This is a genomic window from Janthinobacterium sp. PSPC1-1, from assembly GCF_049897625.1.
In the GTDB taxonomy this organism is placed as follows: Bacteria; Pseudomonadota; Gammaproteobacteria; order Burkholderiales; family Burkholderiaceae_D; genus Janthinobacterium; species Janthinobacterium tructae.
Window position 1 is genome coordinate 318,532 of the sequence record NZ_JAFCWP010000006.1, and the last position, 19,960, is coordinate 338,491.

Genomic DNA, 19,960 nt, shown 5'->3' on the forward strand with positions numbered 1-19,960 from the left:
AAGCCTACCTTATTCATTTATGATATGAGCATGACTATCTCCCTGCGCCATATAGAGGTCTTTCGCGCCATCATGACGACGGGCAGCGTGACGGCGGCCGCCGCCATGCTGCATACCTCGCAGCCCACCGTCAGCCGCGAGCTGGCGCGCCTCGAACACTTGACGGGTTTGACCTTGTTCGAGCGCGAGCGGGGGCGGCTGCGCCCGACGGCGCAGGCGCTGCAGCTGTTCGAGGAAGTGCAGCGCGCGTATTTCGGCCTGGAGCGCATCGTCAGCACGGCGGCGGCCTTGCGCCAGTTCGACCAGGGGCAGCTGTCGATCGCCTGCCTGCCCGTGTTTTCCCAGTCGCTGCTGCCGCAGGCGTGCAAGCGCTTCGTCGCCGACTTTCCCAAGGTGAGCATCAGCATCACGCCGCAGGAGTCGCCGCTGCTGGAAGAGTGGCTGTCGGCGCAGCGCCACGACATCGGCCTGACGGAAGTAGACAATGCGCCACCGGGGACCGCGCTCGATACCCTGATGTCCGTCGACGAGGTGTGCGTGCTGCCCGATGGGCACCCGCTGGCGGCGAAATCCGTGCTGCAGCCGGCGGACTTTGCGGGCCAGCCTTTCATCAGTCTGGCCGCCGTCGATCCCTACCGCCAGCAGATCGACGCCATCTTCGCGCAAGCCGGTGTGGAGCGGCGCATGGCGCTCGACACGCACAGCGCCGCCTCCGTCTGCGCCATGGTGCGCGAAGGCGTGGGGCTGGCCATCGTCAATCCGCTCACGGCGCTGGACTACGCGGGGCAGGGCTTGCAGATCCGCCGCTTCGCCGTATCCTTGCCGTTCACGGTGAATCTCGTGAAACCTTTGCACCGCCCCCTGTCGCAACTGGTCGCCCTGTTCGAGCAGGCGCTGCATGCCCAGGCGGACGAGGTGAAAAGGCGCTTGCTGCAGCTGTGACGGCGCTTGTGGAGCGGCGGCGGTCAACAGAGTAAAATGGCGTTTTACTTATTCAAGCCTGATTACCTCGATGACCACAACCGCTACTCCCGTCCGTACCCGTTTCGCTCCCAGCCCGACCGGCTATCTGCACCTGGGCGGCGCCCGCACCGCTTTATACAGCTGGGCGTATGCCCGCCACTTCGGTGGCACCTTCGTGCTGCGCATCGAAGACACGGACGTGGAGCGCTCCACGCCGGAAGCCGTGCAAGCCATCATCGAAGGCATGAAGTGGCTGGGCCTGGACCACGACGAAGGCCCGTTCTACCAGATGCAACGCATGGACCGCTACCGCGAAGTGGTGGCGCAGATGCTGGCAGAGGGTACGGCTTACCATTGCTATTCCTCGCCGGACGAAGTCGAAGCGATGCGCGAGCGCATGCGCGCCGCCGGCGAAAAGCCGCGCTACGACGGCACCTGGCGTCCGGAGCCGGGCAAGACCCTGCCGGCCATCCCTGCCGACCGCAAGCCCGTCGTGCGCTTCAAGAACCCGCTCGATGGCGACGTGACGTGGGACGATGTCGTCAAGGGCACGATCACGATTTCCAACCGTGAGCTGGACGACCTGGTGATCGCCCGCCCGGACGGCACGCCGACATACAACTTCTGCGTGGCCGTCGATGACTGGGACATGCAGATCACGCACGTGATCCGCGGCGACGACCATGTCAACAACACACCGCGCCAGATCAACATCCTGCGCGCCATCGGCGCACCGCTGCCGCTGTATGGCCATCTGCCGATGATTTTGGGGGCGGACGGCGAGAAGCTGTCAAAGCGCCACGGCGCCGTCAGCGTGATGGATTACCCGGCGCAGGGCTTCCTGCCGGAAGCGATGCTGAACTACCTGGCGCGCCTGGGCTGGAGCCATGGCGACGATGAAGTGTTCTCGACCGAGCAGTTCTGCGAGTGGTTCAACCTGAACCACCTGTCGAAATCGGCGGCCCAGTTCAACAATGAAAAACTGGCCTGGCTGAACAATCACTATATCAAGCAGGCCGACAACACCCGCCTGGCCGACCTGGCGCGCCCGCAAATGGTCGCTGCCGGCGCCGTCTTCGAAGGTGCGCCGGACCTGGCACAAGTGCTGGGCATGATGAAAGAGCGCGCCAATACGGTCAATGAACTGGCTGCCGCTTCGATGCTGTTCTTCCGCGCGCCGCAACCGGAAGCGGAACTGGTAACGCAGCACATCACGGATGCCATCAAGCCCGTGCTGGCGCAGTTTGCCGAGCGCATCGCCACGGTGGAGTGGAGCAAGGAAGCCGTGGCCGCCATGATCAAGGAAGTGCTGGCGGCCAACACCATCAAGATGCCGCTGCTGGCCATGCCCTTGCGCCTGATTTTGACGGGCCAGCTGCAGACGCCGGCCATCGACCAGGTGGTGGTGATCTTCGGCCGCGACACCGTGCTGGCGCGCCTGGCAAAGTGGCTGTAATCGACGCGTAGAAATATGTGTAAAAACAGTGTGCGGAAACCGCCCCTATGAAAAGTTGCTCATAGACGAAAAAGGGTATTTGCAGAGTGAAACTTCTTTGCTATACTCTTGTTTCTGCACCAACGGGGGTATAGCTCAGCTGGGAGAGCGCTTGCATGGCATGCAAGAGGTCAGCGGTTCGATCCCGCTTACCTCCACCAGCAGCAAAATCGCAGTCAGGTTTTGTTAGTCGTTGAAGTGGTGCAGATGTTGTTTGGAAGTTCCGCGGTCCCCATCGTCTAGAGGCCTAGGACATCACCCTTTCACGGTGAGTACAGGGGTTCGAATCCCCTTGGGGACGCCAGGTAGTTGTGGTATAGTAGTGGCAGTTGTTTGTACTGATTGTTGTAAGTTCAGGCCCGTAAAAAACAGGTTCTGGATGGAAAGCAAGTAGTGGAACAAAGTCGCCAAGTGCGGCTTTTATTATTTCTGCGCCCGGGGGGTATAGCTCAGCTGGGAGAGCGCTTGCATGGCATGCAAGAGGTCAGCGGTTCGATCCCGCTTACCTCCACCAACAGCGCAGAAGTAAGGTAGCAAAACTGTAGTTCCGTGGTCCCCATCGTCTAGAGGCCTAGGACATCACCCTTTCACGGTGAGTACAGGGGTTCGAATCCCCTTGGGGACGCCAGTTCAGTCTGGTGTTTTGGTAGTGAAGAAGTAGCAGTGTTTCTGCGCCCGGGGGGTATAGCTCAGCTGGGAGAGCGCTTGCATGGCATGCAAGAGGTCAGCGGTTCGATCCCGCTTACCTCCACCAACAGCGCAGAATTCACATGATAATTAAAGTCGCCTTGAGCGACTTTTTTTATTTGCGTCAGTGATTTCTTCGCTCGGGGGAGGGTATGACTAAGCTGTTAGCGCGCTTGCATGGCATGCAAGAGGTCAGGGTTAGCTCCCGCCAACCTCTACCAACAGCGCAGAAACGGGTAGTGAATAAATCAAAGTCGCCTTGAGCGGCTTTTTTTACGTCTGTGAATTAATCGCCTTGCCCCTCGGGGGGGTAGAGTTAAGCTGTTAGCGCGCTTGCATGGCGTGCAAGAGGTCGGCGCTTAGCTCCCGCAAGTCTCCACCAGCAGCGCAGAAGTCACGTGATAATCAAAGTCGCCTTGCGCGGCTTTTTTTTCGTCATTACTTTCTGCTTTCCTTGTTGCTTGCGCGCGGCATGTCCGCATCATTTGCGTTTCGGAATGCCATTTTTGCCATTCATCGCTTTTGGGTGTGGATTGTAGTGCCGGGTGTATAAGATTTCTGGCGTTGAAGTTGTCGAGGGGCAGCTTTGCGCGTGCGGCAGTTTTTGCGCCTGTCAGTTTTCATGGAATTACTTAACTCCGGAGGTGGAATGTCCCGCTTATTTGTCAGCATTTTGTTTGCCGCTTTCTTTCCCGCTCCGGCTTTCGCTGCCGTGGCAGCTGCCGCACCCTTCGATCTTGCTGCCCACAAGTTGCAATCGGGGCGTATCAATGAGGTGATGGTGCTGGGCACGCCGCACCTGTCGCAGCTGCCGAAGTCGTTTGATCCCGCGCAGCTGAGCGCCTTGAACGCGCGTTTGCTTGGCTGGAAGCCGCAAGCCATTGCCATCGAGGCCTTGTCCGGTCTGCAATGTGCGTACCTGCGCAGCTACCCGCAACGCTATGCGGACACGATCAAGTCTTATTGCTGGGATCCCGCTCCCGCGCGGGCGGCGACCGGCCTGGATGTGGTGGCGGCCACTGTGCAGGCGCAGCGTTTGCTGGCCGCATGGCCGGCGGTGCCATCCGCCGCGCAGCGGCGCACCCTGGCGTCGCTGTTCCTGGCGGGTGGCGAGCGGGCGTCCGCGCTGGTGCAATGGCTGCGTCTGCCGGAGGCGGAGCGGCGAGTGGGCGACGGGCTTGATGTAAAGCTGGTGGCCATGCTCAATGATCGGCTGCAGCGGCGCGGCGAGGATGTGCTGATCGCAGCCGTGGTGGCGGCGAAGAGTGGTCATGAGCAGGTGTATGCGATGGACGACCATACTGCGGACGCACCCGCCGACAATGCGCAGGACGAAAAGGCTTCCGGCGAGGCGATCATGAAGGCGTGGGACAACCCGCATACGGCACAGCGCAAGCGTATCAGTGCAGAGCTGGAGGCGGCATTGGCGACGCCGGCAGGCGTGCTGGCCATGTACCGTGCCTATAACGAGCCTGGTCAGGCCGAGATGGTCTTCCGCAGCGATTTCGGCGCGGCGCTGGAAGAGCCGTCGCCACAGCATTTCGGCCGCAATTACGTGGCCTACTGGGAGGTGCGCAATTTGCGCATGGCATCGAATATCCGCGAAGTCATGATGGTGCGGCCCGGCATGCGCGTGCTGGTGGTGGTGGGGGCGTCGCACAAGGCTTACCTGGAGGCCTATTTGAACCAGATGCATGATGTGCGCATCGTCGGCACGGACGCTATCCTGCGCCAGGAAGACTGATCGCCCGTTTCCTTGTCTTCCTGCCATCATCGCGTTTCCATGGGGGCGGGAAGTGCAATAAGATGGAAAATAAGAGGCCAGCAGTTGATTTCGTGAATCGCTTCGTGTTAAACTTCGCGCACGCTTTTTTGAGGGGCTAAGCAAAGCCTTCAACGAAGAGTCCGCTGAGAGTCAAGCCAGCACAGGTCCCCATCGTCTAGAGGCCTAGGACATCACCCTTTCACGGTGAGTACAGGGGTTCGAATCCCCTTGGGGACGCCAGGATTTAGTTGTAAAGTGAGTGCAGTGCTGAACGGGCCTGACAAGTCAGGCTTTTTTTGTTTCTGTCATATTGCTGCAGTACCGGGTCAGGATGCGAAGTAATGCATTCAGGACAGATTTCTGTCCCCATCGTCTAGAGGCCTAGGACATCACCCTTTCACGGTGAGTACAGGGGTTCGAATCCCCTTGGGGACGCCAGATTCGCAAGCAGTAAGCACGTAAAGTAACAGGTCGGGATGCAAAGCAGCGCATCTTGGACAGATTTTCTGTCCCCATCGTCTAGAGGCCTAGGACATCACCCTTTCACGGTGAGTACAGGGGTTCGAATCCCCTTGGGGACGCCAGACCGGCTGAATCAGCCAACAAAAAAGCCGCCTGGTAACAGCGCGGCTTTTTTGTTATTTGCCGGCATGCCAACGTTTCCCCTTCACTCTTGCCTGCTCATGCCATTACCTAGCGATCGCGCGCCATCCCTGGCCATCTTCTGCAAAGTCGTCGACAACTACGGCGATATCGGCATTTGCTGGCGCCTGGCGCGGCAGTTGCGCGGCGAGCACGGCGTGGCCGTCACTCTGTGGGTCGATGATTTATCCAGTTTCAAGCGCATCTGTCCTGAAATTGATGTGACTGCCGAAGTCCAGCAAGTGTCCGGCGTCATGATCCGCCAGTGGCGCGATCAGGAGGGCGTGTTTGCGCCGGACGATATCGCCGATATCGTCATCGAGTTTTTTGCCTGCGACATTCCACCCGGCTATATCGCCGCCATGGCGCAGTGCGCGCCGCAGCCGGTGTGGCTGAACCTGGAAGGCTTGACGGCGGAAGAGTGGGTCGAGGGCTGCCATGCGCTGACCTCGCCACGCCACGGCATGATCAAGCATTTCTTCTTCCCCGGTTTTACCAATAAAACGGGCGGCTTGCTGCGCGAAGCGGCGCTCGATGAAAAAAGGCGGGCATTCCAGGCCGATGCCGGCGCCATGGCGGCATTCCTCGGGCAATTTGGCGTGCGTCCGGCGGAAATGTCTGCCTTGAAAGTATCGCTGTTCTGCTACCCGTCCGCGCCCGTCGCCGAGTTGTTTGGCGTGTGGCAGGCGGGCAGCGAGCCCGTGACATGCCTGGTGCCGGAAGGCGTCGCGTTCGATGCCGTTCAGGCGTTTATCGCCGACGATGCGGCGACGGCTGGTGCGGCGCGCACGCGTGGCGCGCTCACCGTGCGCGTGTTGCCTTTCGTGCCGCAAGACGATTACGACCGCTTGCTGTGGGCCTGCGACGTCAATCTCGTGCGCGGCGAGGATTCCTTCGTGCGCGCGCAATGGGCCGGCCAGCCGTTTCTCTGGCATATCTATTTGCAGGATGAGAACTTGCATCACGTGAAATTGCGCGCCTTCCTGCAGCGCTATGCGATGGACGCGGACGGTGCCATCGACAGCCTGGTGCAGGCGGCGCTGGCCTGGAATGGCGCCAGCGCGGACGCCTTGCCGTGGACGCTGCTGTGGCCCGCCTTGCAGGCCGACCTGCCGCGCATCAGGGCGCGCGCGCAGGCCTGGCAGCGGCAGATACAGTCCAATGGCGATCTGGCAAGTAACTTGCTGGCATTCGCCGGCGCGACGAGATAGGCGCTTGCCAAAAATTAAGGTAAAATGCCCGGTTATTTCTAACGTATTTTTAACCGATCAAACGCAAGCTTGCGGCGCTGATGGCGCACAGGCGGCAGATGGTCTTCATGCAACCCACTTTTTACGTACATTCCTATGAAACCCGCAAAAGAAATTCGTGTTGGCAATATCATCATGGTCGACAGCAAGCCAATGATCGTGTTGCGTTCTGATGTCAACGGTTCGAGCCGCACGGGCTTCACCTACAAATGGAAGATGAAAAATCTTCTGACGAACACCCCGATGGAAAACGTGTTCCGCGGCGACGACAAGTTTGACGTTGTTGTTCTGGATAAAAAGCCAGTGACGTATTCGTACTTCGCCGACCCGCTGTTCGTTTTCATGGACACCGAGTACAACCAGTATGAAATCGAAGAAGAAAACCTGGGCGATGCACTGCATTACCTGAAGGATGGCATGGAATGCGAAGCCATTTTCTACGACGGCAAGGCTATCTCCGTTGAACTGCCTACGACCATCGCCCGTCAAGTGGTGTACTCGGAGCCTGCGGTCAAGGGCAACACTTCGGGCAACGTCCTGAAAGAAGCCAAGATCGAAAACGCCATCGAAGCGCATCGCCACATCGTGCAAGTGCCGCTGTTCGTGGCACAGGACGATGTCATCGAAATCGACACCCGTACCAACGAATACAAGCGTGTCGTACGCAACTGATTTGCCCCAGTGCTTGACCATCAAGAAACGCTGCCTTCGGGCGGCGTTTTTTTTGCTTTAAAAATAATCCCCTTTGATAACAATTGAGTTGCAAGGACTGCTATGCTATGGATAGCACATTATTGCGTTAGAAACACTGAAGTTTCCTGGAGATAGCATGCAGCGTAGTCATATGGTGCGCAACGGCGCATATCGGGGGGCGACGCCTGCCGCGGCGGCCATGCCGGCGCGCGTGTCGCGCCCCGTACTGACCCGTGCCACGGCGCCCGCCAGCCCCATGGCCCACCTGCTCGATGCGGGCGTCTTGCCGCAACAGCAGATGATGCAGGCAGGCAAGCTCAGTTCCCATGCGCTGACGTCGCAGTACCTGGCGCGCATCCGCTCCCTGTGCAGCATCGGCGCGCGTGCCTATGCCGGCATTGAAATCAATCCCGATGCGCTGAAAATTGCCCTGGAAATGGACCGCGAGCGGCAGGGGCACAAGGTGCGCGGCCCCTTGCATGGCATCCCCATCGTCTTGCGCGACAATATTGCCACCGGCGACCGCATGAAGACGCGTACCCAGGCGCAGCTGGCCACGCAGGCCGGCTGCGATTCCTTTGTCGCGGCGCGCTTGCGCGCGGCCGGCGCCGTCATCATCGGCAAAAGCAATTTGCGCCAGTGGGCCGCCGTCAGCGTGCCGCATGCCAGTGCCAGCTGGGCCGGCCTGACCATCCTGGCGGTGGACAGCGCGGCGGACGGCTCCATTGTCGCGCCCGCATCTACGTGCGGCCTGGTTGCCATCAAGCCCACGGGCAGGGCCGCCGCCGGGCAGGGCGGCGAGCCAGCCACGGCGGGACCGATGGCGCCCAGCGTGCGCGAGGCGGCCTGGCTGCTCGCTGCCCTGACGGGCGAGCACCTGGCCGATGGCATGGTGCTCGATGCCGCCGCCTTGCATGGGCGCCGCATCGGCGTGGCGCGCCACCTGTTCGGCCAGTGTGCCGGAACCGATGCCGTGATCGAGCAGGCACTGCTGGTGCTGCGCGAACAAGGCGCGGAACTGATCGAGCCGCCGCCCGCGTCCGAGCCGGGCGGCATCGCAGCGTTGCTGTGCTCGCATGAACTCGATGCGCTGGTAGGGCCAACGTGTCATGGCGTATCGCAGGCGCAGTGCGCCTTGCCGCAGATTACGGTGCCTGCCGGCGTGGTTGAGGGCTTGCCCGTCGGTTTGTCCTTCATCGGACCTGCCCACGGCGACATACCGCTCATCGCGATGGCCTATGCCTATGAGCAGGCGACGTTGCACCGGCGCACACCGGCATTGCCGTCCAGCATTACGCAGGCGCTGCGTTGACCATGATGATATTTTTCGCTTTCTTTCGATAACTATGCTCGCAACCTTGCTGCTAAGTGCGGCCGTGGCCGCCACCCCGACTCCTTTTGATGCCGCGCAACTGTCTGGCAGCTGGTCCGACAGCGTGAATACGAGCAGTGTTTGCGAAGAAGCGCAGCACTTTACGCGCATGCAGCTGTCTGACGATCACCAGCGGCTGGCGATCTTCAACGACCGCACCTGGAAAAGCAAGCTCGGTGAAACCAACCGTTTTGCCGCGACCGTGGTGGCGGAAACGGAGCGCAGCCTGACGTTACGCTATGACAATGAAACCCGCCTCAATGCCGCTGGCAAGCTGGTGGAATGGCAGTTGATTATCGTCGCGCCCGGCGTGTACCGCTGGCGCGAGACGGGCTGGCCGGAAGGCAAGGTCAACGGGGTCGTCGGCATCCGCTGCTCTCCCTGATGCGGGTGTGCAAGCATGGCATTCTGCTATGCTGCCCGCATTATCCGATGCCTTTAGGAGAAGTCATGTCCGCACGTATGCTGTCCCCCCTGTTCCTGGCCGCCGCCGTGGCGCTGGCCACCATGCCGGCGCAAGCGCGCACGCCCAGGCTGTCGCTCATTGAGCAAGCGCAAAGCTGCGACGGTGGCCATACCTGCCCGTATTTCCCCGACGTCTACAAGGCGGACTACGCGTTTCGCAAGGCCTTCAATGTGGGCTTGAAAAAAGCCGGCCTGAAGCGGCAGCGCTGGGTGCCCGATGGCGTGGCAAGTCCGCTCAAGCCGGTCGAGATCGACGGCAAGGCGCGCCTGCTGAGCAGCGTCTGCGAACCGCATAATTGCGGCCACCACTACACCATCCTGTACGACCCGGTCGAGCGCAGCATGACGGGCATGTACATGGGCAGCGACGCCAAGGGCGGTTTGCGCACCGTGTACTTTGGCGAGCCCAGCATCGCCGAAGCCGACCTGCTGTTCAAGAACTGATGCACGCGCCACTACGCATCTCCAGCGAACGCGGCGAACTGGACGTGCCCATGATCCACCGCTACCTGAGCGAGCAGTCGTACTGGAAGCGCGGCGTGGCGATTGAAACGGTGCGCAAGGGAATTACCAACGCGCTGTGTTTCGGTGGCTATGTCGATGGCCAGCAAGTGGCGTTCGCCAGGGTCATCACCGATTACACGGATTTTGCTTACCTGCGCGATGTGTTTGTGTTGCCGCAATACCAAGGACGCGGATATGGCAAGCAGATGGTGGCCGCCGTGCTCGACGATGCACGCTTGCGCGATGTCGTTTGGATGCTGGGGACCGATGACGCGCATGGCCTGTATGCGGCCTTTGGTTTTGCGCCACTGGAGGCGCCGCAAAAATACATGCGCCGCCCCGCGCCTTAATAATTATCAAAAAAACCTTTAAGTGACAAGAGAACTATTGGCATTATTATACGAAATAATGTTGCATTGATAATGACATCATGTCATTATTCGCGCTCTGCAGCGTGCGTTGCTGATGCTGTGCTTTGTCGTCGCCCCCCTGGGGGCGCAGGCAAAGGTGGTGAACGGTCCGATTGCTCATCCCTGGCACGTTTTCTCGTCTCTTTAAAGGAATACATCATGAAACAATATGGAGCCGAGTTTCTCGGCACGTTCTGGCTGGTGCTGGGCGGTTGCGGCAGCGCCGTGCTGGCAGCTGGCTTTCCCGGCCTTGGCATCGGTTTTGCCGGCGTGGCGCTGGCGTTTGGCCTGACGGTGCTGACCATGGCTTACGCCATCGGCCACATCTCGGGTTGCCATTTGAATCCTGCCGTCTCGATCGGTCTGTGGGCCGGTGGCCGCTTTCCCGCCAAGCAACTGTTGCCGTACATCATCGCGCAAGTGCTGGGTGCCATCGTGGCCGGCGGCGTGCTGTACCTGATCGCCAGCGGCCAGGCCGGCTTCGATGTCAGCAAGGGCTTTGCCTCGAACGGCTATGGCGCCCATTCGCCGGGCGGTTATTCGATGCTGTCGGCGCTGGTGATTGAAATCGTGCTGACGATGTTCTTCCTGATCGTCATCCTGGGCGCCACCGACAAGCGCGCGCCGGCCGGTTTTGCCCCGCTGCCGATCGGCCTGGCGCTGACCCTGATCCACCTGATCAGCATTCCCGTGACGAACACTTCCGTCAACCCGGCCCGCAGCACGGGCGTGGCCTTGTACGTGGGCGACTGGGCTACCAGCCAGCTGTGGCTGTTCTGGCTGGCACCCATCATCGGCGCCTTGCTGGGCGCGCTGGCCTACCGCTTGATTGCTGGCGAAAAAGAGTAGGTCGGCTTAGCCCGCAGGGCGAAGCCGACAACGCCGATAGCGTAGCTTGTCGGCTTACGCGCGGCTGCGCCACGCTAAGCCGACCTACGGTGGCGTCCATCATTGGCGCCTTGTCCGGTGCGGTAGGTCGGCTTAGCCCGCAGGGCGTAAGCCGACAATTGCCGACAAACCACTTGACGAAAGCAGCCCACGGGTTGCTTTTTTCGTTTAATCGGCAGCGCGCCACTCGCTCAGGTAATGCTGCGGCGTGCGGCCCAGGATGCGGCGGAACATGGCGCTGAAGGCGCTGGGGCTGGCGTAGCCCAGCGCATAGGCGATGGCCGCCACGCCTTCGCCCCGGTCTAGGCGACAAAATGCCTCGGCCAGGTGGACTTGTTGCAGCCATTGGCGGTAGTGCAAGCCTGTTTCCTTGGGAAACAGACGGATCAGGGTGCGCGCACTGGCGCCCGCATCCTGCGCCCAGTCTTCGATGCTGCGCCGGCTGCCCGGTGCGCTCATGATGGCCGAGCAGACTGCCACCAGGCGGCGGTCGCGCGGCCAGGGGATGGCGAGGGGCACCGTATCGGCCGCCGCCAGTTCCGACAGGATCAGGTGCGCCAGCCAGTCGCCGCGCCCCGCCAGCGCATACTCGATCGGTTCGGCCAGCAAGGCCAGGATCAGCTCGCGCAGCAGCCGGCTCACTTCCAGCACCTTGCAATCGGCGCCATACTGGGCCGCTACCTGCGCATCGATATACACGGTGCGCATGCTCAGTTCGCTCAAGATATGGACTTCATGCACGACCCCCACGGGGATCAGCAGGGCGCGCCGGGGCGGCAATATCCACACGCCGTGCTCGGTGGAGACGCGCATCACGCCTTCCGTCGCATACAGCAGTTGCGCCCGCACATGGCTGTGCGGCGCCGTATAGTCGCCCAGCGCATATTGTCGGGACATGGCCGTCACGGGGCGCGGCACGTGCTGGTAATCGTGTGAGCTGGTGCTGCGGCTGAACGGCACGCCATCGGGGTGGGTCTGGGCGGTTGGGGGGCTGTACATGTGGGGCGTTGGCTTGTCTCTTGGTTGTCACTTGGGCGACGATTATTGGAAGTTGTCAGTTCAGCGACCATACTATACTGGCTTCTTTGCCGGGCCGCCCGCCGTGCCCGATTATTGCGGAAGACACATGCACACAACCACACCTGCCCCAGCATTGGCCAAGTCCGTGCCGGCGACTCCCTCGCTTCATCGTTCCCAACAACAATCTGGCCTGGCCATGCACATCCTGGGCGCCGTCGCCTTCGTGCATTTGCTCAATGACCTGATCCAGGCATTATTGCCGTCGATTTACCCGATGCTGAAAGCCGAGTTTTCACTCAGTTTTACCCAGGTCGGTCTTATAACCCTGACGTTCCAGTGCACGGCCTCGTTGCTGCAGCCCTGGATCGGCTTGTACACGGACCGCCGTCCGCTGCCCTTCCTGCTGCCCATCGGCATGTGTTTTACCCTGGCCGGCGTGCTGATGCTGTCCATCGTCTCGACCTTTCCGACCCTGTTGATCGCTTCGGGCCTGATCGGCGTCGGTTCCTCGACCTTTCACCCGGAAGCGTCGCGCGTGGCGCGCATGGCATCGGGCGGGCGCTACGGCTTTGCGCAATCGCTGTTCCAGGTGGGTGGCAATGTCGGTTCCGCGTTGGGACCGCTGCTGGCGGCGGCCGTCATCGTGAACCGCGGCCAGGGCAATATCGCCTGGTTCAGCCTGCTGGCCGTGCTGGCCATCGGCGTGCTGTACAAGGTCAGCCACTGGTACAGCGGCCACCTGGCCAGCTTCAAGCCGAAGGCGGGCGGCCACGGGCCGAACTTGTCGCGCAACAAGGTGCTGCAAGCGTTGGGGGTGCTGGCCCTGCTGGTGTTTTCGAAGTACATCTACATGGCCAGCCTGTCGAGCTATTACACCTTTTACCTGATCGATAAATTCCATCTGTCCATCGGCGCGGCGCAGCTGTACCTGTTCCTGTTCCTCGCCGCCGTGGCGGCCGGCACCTTCATGGGCGGCCCCATCGGCGACCGCATCGGCCGCAAGCGCGTGATCTGGATTTCCATCCTGGGCGCCGCACCGTTCACTTTGCTGCTGCCGTATGTGGACCTGTTCTGGACGGCCGTCTTGACGGTGATCATCGGTTTCGTCATTTCCTCCGCCTTTTCCGCCATCGTCGTCTTCGCACAAGAACTGGTGCCGGGCAAGGTGGGCATGATCGCGGGCATCTTCTTTGGCCTGATGTTCGGCGTCTCCGGCATCGCTGCTGCCGCCATGGGCTATCTGGCGGACGTGGCGGGCATCGCCTATGTGTATAAAATCTGCTCCTATCTGCCGCTGCTGGGCATCCTGACGGTGCTGCTGCCGCATATCGAGCAGGCGAAAAAATAAGCGGGCGACGCGGGAGGGCTTGACGGCCCGCCTGCGTACATGCGATATTTGTCCCATGAACACTTTCATCCTCCCTCCAGTTTTTGCATCCGGCGCCGCTGCTGCGCTGTGTCCGTGCGCCTGGCCCCGTGAGGATGCGGCTACGCGCCGGTAACGTTTTACTCCTCATTCGATGGCCACAGTGTTGAAAAACCTGTGGCCATTTTCTTTTTCCGCAGCGCTAATGAAAGTTCCGCATGACACTCCATTTGTACGATACGTATAGCCGCAGCCTGCGCCCGTTTGAACCCATCGCCCCGGGCCAGGCGGGCCTGTACGCCTGCGGCCCCACCGTCTACGATTACGCGCATATCGGCAATCTGCGCACCTATCTGTTCGTCGATGGCTTGCGCCGCGCGCTCGCATTCAATGGCTTGCAGGTGCGCCACGTGATGAACATCACGGACGTGGGCCATTTGACGTCGGATGCGGACAGCGGCGACGACAAGGTCGAAGCGCGCAGCCGGCGCAGCGGCGAGTCGGCCTGGGACATCGCCGCCGCATTCACGCGCGCGTTTGAGGCCGATTTGCGCCAGTTGAATATCCTGCCGCCCACCGTCTGGTGCCGCGCCACGGACCACATCGCGGAGCAGATCGCGTTCATCGGCGACCTGGAAACGAAGGGTTACACCTACCGCACCGACGACGGCATCTATTTCGATACCACGCGCCAGGACGATTATGGCAAGCTGGCGCGCCTGAAGCGCGACGGCCTGCAGGCGGGCAAGCGGGTGGAGCTGGGCGAGAAGCGCGATATCTGCGACTTCGCGCTGTGGAAGTTCAGCGGCGTACCGGGCCAGCGGCAAATGGAGTGGGATAGCCCCTGGGGCCTGGGTTTTCCAGGATGGCACATCGAATGCTCGGCCATGGCGGAAAAGCACCTGGGCACGTATTTCGACATCCATTGCGGCGGCGAAGACCACGTGGCCGTCCACCACAGCAACGAGATCGCGCAAACGCAAGCGCGCCACGGCACGCGCCTGGCCAATTTCTGGCTGCACGGTGCTTTCCTCAAGACGCAGGATGCGAAGATGTCGAAATCCTCGGGCGACTTTTTGCGCCTGCAAAGCCTGCTGGGGCAGGGCGTCGATCCGCTCGCCTACCGCTACCTGTGCCTGGGCGCCCATTACCGCAGCAGCCTCAATTTCACGGATGACGCCTTGCGCGCCGCCGCCAGCGGCCTGGCGCGCCTGCGCGTGGCCATGCATGGCCTGGGAGATGCGGGCGGCGAGGCAGATCCCGCGTGGCTGGCGCGCTTTACGGCGTGCATCAACGATGACTTGAATTATCCGCGCGCGCTGGCCGTGGCCTGGGAGCTGCTGAAAAGTGATGTACCCGATAGCGCCAAAAAAGCGACCTTGCTGCGCTTCGACGAGGCCTTGGGCCTGGACTTGCTGCGCTGGCAGCCGGCGCAGGTGGAAGTGCCGCAGCAGGTGCAAGCGTGGATGGCGGAACGGGCCATCGCGCGCGCGCAGCGCCAGTGGGCCGAGGCGGACCGTTTGCGTACACTGGCGCGCGCGGCCGGCTACGACATCGACGATACGCCGCAAGGGCAACAGGCGCGTCCTTTGTGAAGATGTCCTGCATAATGGCCGCCTGATGAAACTGGAGATGCCGTGAAGCGTCGTGTGCTGCTATTGAGTTGTTGCCTGGCTTTTTCTGCCGCGCAGGCGGCCAGCGAGTGTCCGGGCTTCCCCGTGCTGGCCACGTCGGGCGAGGCGCTGCTGGCGCAAGTGCGCGCGCTGCCACCCGTCGGTATCGACCGCGAACGGCAGGCGTGCGCGCCGGCGACCATCATCGACTTGGCCTACAGCGGCGGCACCTTGTGCAGTTTTGGCGGCGAGGTCGATGCCGCGACGGCCGCCATCACACGCCTGGCCGATGGCGGTGAGCTGGTCGAGTACCTGTATCTGTTCCCGTATGCGCCCGCCTCGCACGCGCGCTTGCTGGCGCTGCTGGCCGCGCATTTTAGCCAGGTCGACAAGGCGGCCTGGCCGGCCTTCCTGCAGGGGATCACGCCGGGCAAGGAAACCACGGCCCTGTTCACGCATGGCGGCTTTTATATCTCGCTGGGCAAACCCTCCGAAGGTGATCCTGCCGCATGGTATTCGAATGTGATCTTTGAAAAGATGGACAAGCCTGCGCTGGGTGTGCGCAAGGTTTGCCGGGAGGGGCGCGATGGCTGAAGCGGACGCCTTTCCAGCCGCATTGGCCGTCACTGTGACGCAGCTGCTGCCCGTGCTGGGGAGCAGCCGGGCACACCGGCCATTTACCGTGTATCAGAATGGCGAGGCCTTGCTGATTCCGACGCGCACGTACTACGACCGCGAGCAGCTGCTGGCCTGTACCCAGTTGGCAGGCGACGCTGGCGTGATCGCCCTGTGTCTGGGCACGCGCCACCATGACGGCCATCTGCGTGAAGCCTGTTTAAGACAGTTGTTGCTGCAGGAGCGGGTATGGACGGTGCCGTTTGTCGTGCACCTGTGCGGCGAATACGTGCTGCAGATTGTCGAGGTGATTGGCGCGGTGCTGCCGGCCTGGAATGGGGAGGCGCTGGCGCGCTACCTGCGGGAAAACCCCGCGTATGTGGCTACCCTGGAGCGACGCAGCATCAGTTACTGGAACTGCTACTACCGTTGGCGCTATCCCGTGTGGGAAGATTATCCGGGACGCAGGGCCATGGCGACCCTGCGTGCCTTGCAGGCGCTTACGCCTCGATAAAGCGCATCTTGAAGCTGCGGCCCTTGATGTTGCCAAAGTCGCGGCCCAAGGTATTGCCAGCGTTGAGGCGCTTGAAGGCTGCTTCGGCCACCTTGCGGTCGAGCGCCACGTAGGTCATGAACTCGAACACGTTGATCTTGCCCACTTGCTCCTTGGTCAGGCCCGCGTCGCCCGTCAGCGCGCCCAGCAAGTCGCCCGGGCGCAGCTTGTCCTTCTTGCCGCCCATGATGCACAGGGTGACCATCGGCGCCGGCAGTGCCTCGATCCCGTCATCTTCCGCCAGCTCTTTCAGGTCGTGCCATTCGGCGGCGCTGTTCTGGTACTGCTCGATCAGCTTGACCCATTTTTTCTCGTTCGGTGCGCACAGCGACAGGGCCAGGCCCTTCTTGCTGCCACGGCCCGTGCGGCCGATGCGGTGGATGTGCACTTCCGTGTCTTTCGAGACGTCGACGTTGATCACGGCGCCCAGGTCGGAAATATCGAGGCCGCGCGCGGCGACGTCGGTGGCCACCAGCACGGAGCAGCTGCGGTTGGCAAACAGCACCAGGATTTCATCGCGCTCGCGCTGTTCCAGCTCGCCATACAGGGCCAGCGCGGAAAAGCCTTGCTGGCGCAGTTCTTCGGCCAGTTCGCGGCAATGCACCTTGGTGTTGCAGAAGGCCAAGGTCGATTCCGGCTTGAAGTGTTTCAGCAGCTTGCCGACGGCGCCATTGCGCTCGTCGAAGCCGATTTCATAGAAGCGCTGTTCGATCTTGTCGTTGTCGTGCTGTGCCTCGACCGTTACTTCCAGGGGATTGACGAGGAACGATGCCGTGGCGCGGCGGATATCTTCCGGATACGTGGCCGAGAACAGCAGGGTCTGGCGGCGCGCCGGGCAAGCGCTGACGATGCCGGCGATTTCCTCGTAAAAGCCCATGTCCGTCATGCGGTCGGCTTCATCGAGCACCAGTGTCTGCACGTGATTCAGGTTGATGGTGCCGCGGCCCAGGTGGTCGCGCATGCGACCTGGCGTACCGACGACGATGTGGGCGCCGTGTTCCAGCGAGGCGATTTGCGGGCGCATCGGTGCGCCGCCCGTCAGGGTCAGGATCTTGATGTTGCCGGCCGCGCGGGCCAGGCGGCGCAGCTCATTGGCTACCTGGTCGGCCAGTTCGCGCGTGGGGCACAGCACCAGGCCCTGCACGGCAAACCAGGCCGGATTGAGCTTGTGCAGGATGCCGATGCCGAAGGCGGCGGTCTTGCCGCTGCCCGTCTTGGCTTGGGCGATCAGGTCGCGGCCATCGAGCACCGCCGGCAGGCTTTGCGCCTGGATGGTGGTCATCTCGTGGTAGCCGAGCGAGTCCAGATTGGCCAGGAAGGCGGGCGTCAGCGGCAGGCTGGAAAAAGAATTGGTGGTGGCGGTGGTAGTGGGGTTCATAGGGGCGGAGCCGGTAAAAAGCGGGTGGATGGGCACAGTCTACAGGCTTGCGCCCTTGTGCGGTGGTGTGGAAGCCGGCGGCAAACGGCCGCTGGCGTGGGGTACTAATTGTCAGGCGCCCAGATGGGCAAGCCGGTCAGGTCGAGTCCTGCGTCGCGCGTCCATACGGGCAGGCCCGTGGCGTCCGTCGGCTCCAGCAATTCGAGCTGCACCTGCTTCAAAGCCACCTTGCGCGCACGCGCGCGGCGCTGCGGTTCCGGCGCCGGCTCTGGCGCCTCGTGCGCTGGCAGCTGGCCGAAGCCGGGCAAGTCGATGGTGGCGTTGTCTTTTTTATCTCTCATTTACTAACCTCTGTCCCTGGCCTGCGAAAGCCAAGGGGCGGGCAAGGTGCTGCCCGCCTATGTCTATACGCTTTAACTTCATCCACAAAACAAAAGCCCGGCTACTGGAGTCGGGCTCATTGTGAATATCATCGGCAGGGAAAGCAGACCTGCGGATTTAAGTGCGGCACGCAGTGTATCACAGGCGTGCCGCACTGTGGGAGGCTTAGCGGAAGCTCAAGGCGCCAGTCAAGTCGCCCGGCGGCAGCGCGCCGCGTGACGCGAACGCATCATTGCGCACTTTCAGGCCTTCGAGCAGTGGCAAGTCGTGCAGGCGCGTGATCAGGCGCAGGATCGACGTGGTGTCATAGAAATTGTGGTCGACGGCGCCTTTTTTCGCGTACGGCGAGACGACGATGGCGGGAATGCGCGTGCCCGGGCCCCAGCGGTCGCCTTTTGGCGGCGCCACGTGATCCCACCAGCCGCCGTTTTCGTCAAACGTGATCACCACGATCATGTCTTTCCACTGCGGCGATTCCTTCAGATGCTGGATGATGTTGGCCACGTGCTGGTCGCCCGACTCGATATCCGAATAGCCGGCGTGCAGGTTCAGATTGCCCTGCGGCTTGTAGAAGGTTACGGCCGGCAGCTTGCCCGCCACGGCGGCGGCGAGGAATTTGTTCGAGATCGGGCTGTCGCCCGTGCCGCCGTCGCGCAGGTGTTCGGCGCGCGCAGCCGTGCCTGGGGCGAACTGCTTGAAGTAGTTCAGCGGCTGGTGGTGGAACTGGAAGTTCGGCTTGCTGCCGCCGCCCTTCTGGTCCAGCGCCGCTTGCCAGCCGCCGCCATACCACGCCCAGCTGACGCCCTTGCGCGACAGCAGGTCGCCGATGGTGTCGTAGGTTTGCGGTGGCAGGGTGTTCGCGTCGGCCGGGTCGGCATGCAGCGGGTCGCCATCGAAGGCGGGGCGGACGTAACTCGGTTGATATGGCGGCGCCATGGTGTTGACGGCATAGCCGTCCGGCGTGAGGGCGCCGTCATTGACGTACTTCGGCTTGCCATCGAGCGCCGATGCGGGGCAGTCGGGAGAAATGGCCAGGCGCACGCCTTGCGGGCCATCGGACAGCACGGCGATCTTTTTCTTCGCTGCCGTCTCGGCAGCATTGAAGTATTCGTTGGCGCGCCCCGTGACGAGGAACTGGTGGTTCATGTAGGAGCCGCCGAAGGCCGCCATGAAGAAGTTGTCGCACAGCGTGTACTGTTCGGCGATCTGCCACAGGTTCAGGTTTTTCGAAGTCTCGCCGTAATGGCCCATCACCAGGCCGCCGCTGTCGGCCCACGCGGCAAAGCCGTCGTTCTTGCCGCCGTTGATCTGCATCTGGTTGTTATAGAAGCGGTGCACCAGGTCGCGCGTGATGATGCTTTCGGGCAGGGGCTTGCCGGCCGCGTCGCTCAATTTGTAGGGCGCGTTCGGCAGGCCGGAAATCTGCTCTTCCTTGATCAGGTAATCGATGCCGCCGATATTTTGCTGGTTCGGCACCAGGCCGCCCCAGATCTTTGGCAGGGTGGCCAGCGGCTTGCCGTCACGGTCCAGCTGCCGCGCCTGTTCCGCCGTGACGGCGGACAGGGGCGCGCTGGTGCCGGGGAAGTTGGCGAACAGGTTGTTGAAGCTGCGGTTTTCCAGGTAGATCACCACCACGTTCTTGACGTGCGCCTTGAGTTTCGCGTCGAGCGAACCCTTGGCGATGGTCTTTCTGGCTGGCGCGGCGTCGGCCAGCGCCGGCAGGCTGGCGGCCAGACCGACTGCGGAAGCAGCCTGAAAAATGCGCCGGCGCGAGGGATTGGCGGGTTGGTCGGCCGAATCGGCTGGCAGGGCGGGGGCGAGGTCCTTCACACATTCTCCTTGGGTGTCTCTATGGGCACGGGCGCTGGCGGCAATGGCCGGCAACGCCCGTGAAGCGGGA

At 62.0% G+C, this 19,960-nt stretch carries 18 protein-coding genes and 8 tRNA genes; 22 read left to right on the plus strand and 4 right to left on the minus strand.

What is annotated here, in order from left to right:
• Window positions 1–30 precede the first annotated feature (30 nt).
• The 18 genes from ACP7EG_RS20260 to aqpZ all read left to right on the plus strand — a co-directional run bounded on the left by ACP7EG_RS20260 (window position 31) and on the right by aqpZ (window position 11,095).
• Window positions 31–942 carry a LysR family transcriptional regulator gene (locus ACP7EG_RS20260; protein ID WP_426089043.1) on the plus strand — a complete coding sequence of 304 codons (912 nt, stop codon included), beginning with the start codon at window positions 31–33 and terminating at the stop codon, window positions 940–942.
• A gap of 70 nt (window positions 943–1,012) precedes the next feature.
• Complete coding sequence (gltX, locus tag ACP7EG_RS20265; RefSeq protein WP_426089044.1) at window positions 1,013–2,419, plus strand: glutamate--tRNA ligase; 1,407 nt, start codon at window positions 1,013–1,015, stop codon at window positions 2,417–2,419.
• A gap of 124 nt (window positions 2,420–2,543) precedes the next feature.
• Window positions 2,544–2,619 (plus strand) — tRNA-Ala (locus ACP7EG_RS20270).
• Window positions 2,620–2,686: 67 nt separating this feature from the next.
• Window positions 2,687–2,762: transfer RNA gene (locus ACP7EG_RS20275), tRNA-Glu, on the plus strand.
• Between the two features lie 134 nt (window positions 2,763–2,896).
• A tRNA-Ala gene (locus ACP7EG_RS20280) sits at window positions 2,897–2,972 on the plus strand.
• Between the two features lie 38 nt (window positions 2,973–3,010).
• A tRNA-Glu gene (locus ACP7EG_RS20285) sits at window positions 3,011–3,086 on the plus strand.
• Between the two features lie 50 nt (window positions 3,087–3,136).
• Window positions 3,137–3,212, plus strand: a tRNA-Ala gene (locus ACP7EG_RS20290).
• A 582-nt stretch (window positions 3,213–3,794) separates the two neighbouring features.
• Window positions 3,795–4,889, plus strand: coding sequence for a DUF5694 domain-containing protein (locus tag ACP7EG_RS20295; RefSeq protein WP_426089045.1), 1,095 nt, complete (start codon window positions 3,795–3,797; stop codon window positions 4,887–4,889).
• A 185-nt stretch (window positions 4,890–5,074) separates the two neighbouring features.
• Window positions 5,075–5,150 (plus strand) — tRNA-Glu (locus tag ACP7EG_RS20300).
• Between the two features lie 122 nt (window positions 5,151–5,272).
• Window positions 5,273–5,348: transfer RNA gene (locus ACP7EG_RS20305), tRNA-Glu, on the plus strand.
• Window positions 5,349–5,418: 70 nt separating this feature from the next.
• Window positions 5,419–5,494 (plus strand) — tRNA-Glu (locus ACP7EG_RS20310).
• A gap of 99 nt (window positions 5,495–5,593) precedes the next feature.
• Entirely contained in the window at window positions 5,594–6,763 is a 1,170-nt protein-coding gene (earP, locus tag ACP7EG_RS20315) for an elongation factor P maturation arginine rhamnosyltransferase EarP (protein WP_426089046.1), read from the plus strand.
• Window positions 6,764–6,898: 135 nt separating this feature from the next.
• A complete protein-coding gene (locus ACP7EG_RS20320; protein ID WP_071078242.1) occupies window positions 6,899–7,474 on the plus strand; it encodes an elongation factor P in 576 nt (191 codons plus the stop codon).
• Window positions 7,475–7,631: 157 nt separating this feature from the next.
• Window positions 7,632–8,807 (plus strand): amidase family protein, encoded by a 1,176-nt coding sequence (locus ACP7EG_RS20325; protein WP_426089047.1) that lies wholly within the window; start codon window positions 7,632–7,634, stop codon window positions 8,805–8,807.
• A 34-nt stretch (window positions 8,808–8,841) separates the two neighbouring features.
• The gene (locus ACP7EG_RS20330) at window positions 8,842–9,252 is read left to right on the plus strand and encodes a hypothetical protein (protein WP_426089048.1); all 411 of its coding nucleotides are present in this window, start codon (window positions 8,842–8,844) and stop codon (window positions 9,250–9,252) included.
• A 65-nt stretch (window positions 9,253–9,317) separates the two neighbouring features.
• A complete protein-coding gene (locus ACP7EG_RS20335) occupies window positions 9,318–9,776 on the plus strand; it encodes an Ivy family c-type lysozyme inhibitor (RefSeq protein WP_426089049.1) in 459 nt (152 codons plus the stop codon).
• On the plus strand, window positions 9,776–10,186 hold the full coding sequence (locus ACP7EG_RS20340) for a GNAT family N-acetyltransferase (protein ID WP_426089050.1): 411 nt from the start codon (window positions 9,776–9,778) through the stop codon (window positions 10,184–10,186). Before ACP7EG_RS20335 ends, ACP7EG_RS20340 begins: the two co-directional genes overlap by 1 nt.
• Window positions 10,187–10,405: 219 nt before the next feature.
• Window positions 10,406–11,095, plus strand: coding sequence for an aquaporin Z (aqpZ, locus tag ACP7EG_RS20345; protein ID WP_096234740.1), 690 nt, complete (start codon window positions 10,406–10,408; stop codon window positions 11,093–11,095).
• Window positions 11,096–11,302: 207 nt separating this feature from the next.
• Here the strand turns inward: aqpZ and ACP7EG_RS20350 are convergent, their stop codons facing one another.
• Window positions 11,303–12,133: an AraC family transcriptional regulator gene (locus ACP7EG_RS20350; protein WP_426089051.1), complete on the minus strand. Its 831-nt coding sequence runs from the start codon at window positions 12,131–12,133 to the stop codon at window positions 11,303–11,305.
• Between the two features lie 127 nt (window positions 12,134–12,260).
• Here ACP7EG_RS20350 and ACP7EG_RS20355 point away from each other — a divergent pair, with 127 nt between their 5' ends.
• From ACP7EG_RS20355 to ACP7EG_RS20370, 4 genes are all read left to right on the plus strand, one after another.
• Window positions 12,261–13,502 (plus strand): MFS transporter, encoded by a 1,242-nt coding sequence (locus ACP7EG_RS20355; RefSeq protein WP_426089052.1) that lies wholly within the window; start codon window positions 12,261–12,263, stop codon window positions 13,500–13,502.
• Between the two features lie 236 nt (window positions 13,503–13,738).
• On the plus strand, window positions 13,739–15,115 hold the full coding sequence (gene cysS, locus ACP7EG_RS20360) for a cysteine--tRNA ligase (RefSeq protein WP_426089053.1): 1,377 nt from the start codon (window positions 13,739–13,741) through the stop codon (window positions 15,113–15,115).
• A 42-nt stretch (window positions 15,116–15,157) separates the two neighbouring features.
• Window positions 15,158–15,727 carry a hypothetical protein gene (locus ACP7EG_RS20365; protein WP_426089054.1) on the plus strand — a complete coding sequence of 190 codons (570 nt, stop codon included), beginning with the start codon at window positions 15,158–15,160 and terminating at the stop codon, window positions 15,725–15,727.
• Window positions 15,720–16,262 carry a hypothetical protein gene (locus ACP7EG_RS20370; protein ID WP_426089055.1) on the plus strand — a complete coding sequence of 181 codons (543 nt, stop codon included), beginning with the start codon at window positions 15,720–15,722 and terminating at the stop codon, window positions 16,260–16,262. The genes ACP7EG_RS20365 and ACP7EG_RS20370 overlap by 8 nt, the downstream gene beginning before the upstream one ends.
• On the opposite strand, the gene dbpA is transcribed toward ACP7EG_RS20370, so the two are convergent.
• From dbpA to ACP7EG_RS20385, 3 genes are all read right to left on the minus strand, one after another.
• Entirely contained in the window at window positions 16,249–17,679 is a 1,431-nt protein-coding gene (dbpA, locus tag ACP7EG_RS20375) for an ATP-dependent RNA helicase DbpA (protein ID WP_426089056.1), read from the minus strand. The two genes, ACP7EG_RS20370 and dbpA, sit on opposite strands and share 14 nt — an antisense overlap.
• Before the next feature lie 104 nt (window positions 17,680–17,783).
• Window positions 17,784–18,020 carry a hypothetical protein gene (locus ACP7EG_RS20380; protein WP_102121041.1) on the minus strand — a complete coding sequence of 79 codons (237 nt, stop codon included), beginning with the start codon at window positions 18,018–18,020 and terminating at the stop codon, window positions 17,784–17,786.
• Window positions 18,021–18,225: 205 nt separating this feature from the next.
• The gene (locus ACP7EG_RS20385) at window positions 18,226–19,890 is read right to left on the minus strand and encodes an acid phosphatase (RefSeq protein WP_426089057.1); all 1,665 of its coding nucleotides are present in this window, start codon (window positions 19,888–19,890) and stop codon (window positions 18,226–18,228) included.
• Window positions 19,891–19,960: the final 70 nt, after the last annotated feature.

What these genes read in the sequence shown, in the direction of transcription:
- ACP7EG_RS20260 (WP_426089043.1), top strand. Translation starts at nt 31, where the DNA reads ATGACTATCTCCCTGCGCCATATAGAGGTCTTTCGCGCCATCATGACG.
- gltX (WP_426089044.1), top strand. Translation starts at nt 1,013, where the DNA reads ATGACCACAACCGCTACTCCCGTCCGTACCCGTTTCGCTCCCAGCCCG.
- ACP7EG_RS20295 (WP_426089045.1), top strand. Translation starts at nt 3,795, where the DNA reads ATGTCCCGCTTATTTGTCAGCATTTTGTTTGCCGCTTTCTTTCCCGCT.
- earP (WP_426089046.1), top strand. Translation starts at nt 5,594, where the DNA reads ATGCCATTACCTAGCGATCGCGCGCCATCCCTGGCCATCTTCTGCAAA.
- ACP7EG_RS20320 (WP_071078242.1), top strand. Translation starts at nt 6,899, where the DNA reads ATGAAACCCGCAAAAGAAATTCGTGTTGGCAATATCATCATGGTCGAC.
- ACP7EG_RS20325 (WP_426089047.1), top strand. Translation starts at nt 7,632, where the DNA reads ATGCAGCGTAGTCATATGGTGCGCAACGGCGCATATCGGGGGGCGACG.
- ACP7EG_RS20330 (WP_426089048.1), top strand. Translation starts at nt 8,842, where the DNA reads ATGCTCGCAACCTTGCTGCTAAGTGCGGCCGTGGCCGCCACCCCGACT.
- ACP7EG_RS20335 (WP_426089049.1), top strand. Translation starts at nt 9,318, where the DNA reads ATGTCCGCACGTATGCTGTCCCCCCTGTTCCTGGCCGCCGCCGTGGCG.
- ACP7EG_RS20340 (WP_426089050.1), top strand. Translation starts at nt 9,776, where the DNA reads ATGCACGCGCCACTACGCATCTCCAGCGAACGCGGCGAACTGGACGTG.
- aqpZ (WP_096234740.1), top strand. Translation starts at nt 10,406, where the DNA reads ATGAAACAATATGGAGCCGAGTTTCTCGGCACGTTCTGGCTGGTGCTG.
- ACP7EG_RS20350 (WP_426089051.1), bottom strand. Translation starts at nt 12,133, where the DNA reads ATGTACAGCCCCCCAACCGCCCAGACCCACCCCGATGGCGTGCCGTTC.
- ACP7EG_RS20355 (WP_426089052.1), top strand. Translation starts at nt 12,261, where the DNA reads ATGCACACAACCACACCTGCCCCAGCATTGGCCAAGTCCGTGCCGGCG.
- cysS (WP_426089053.1), top strand. Translation starts at nt 13,739, where the DNA reads ATGACACTCCATTTGTACGATACGTATAGCCGCAGCCTGCGCCCGTTT.
- ACP7EG_RS20370 (WP_426089055.1), top strand. Translation starts at nt 15,720, where the DNA reads ATGGCTGAAGCGGACGCCTTTCCAGCCGCATTGGCCGTCACTGTGACG.
- dbpA (WP_426089056.1), bottom strand. Translation starts at nt 17,679, where the DNA reads ATGAACCCCACTACCACCGCCACCACCAATTCTTTTTCCAGCCTGCCG.
- ACP7EG_RS20380 (WP_102121041.1), bottom strand. Translation starts at nt 18,020, where the DNA reads ATGAGAGATAAAAAAGACAACGCCACCATCGACTTGCCCGGCTTCGGC.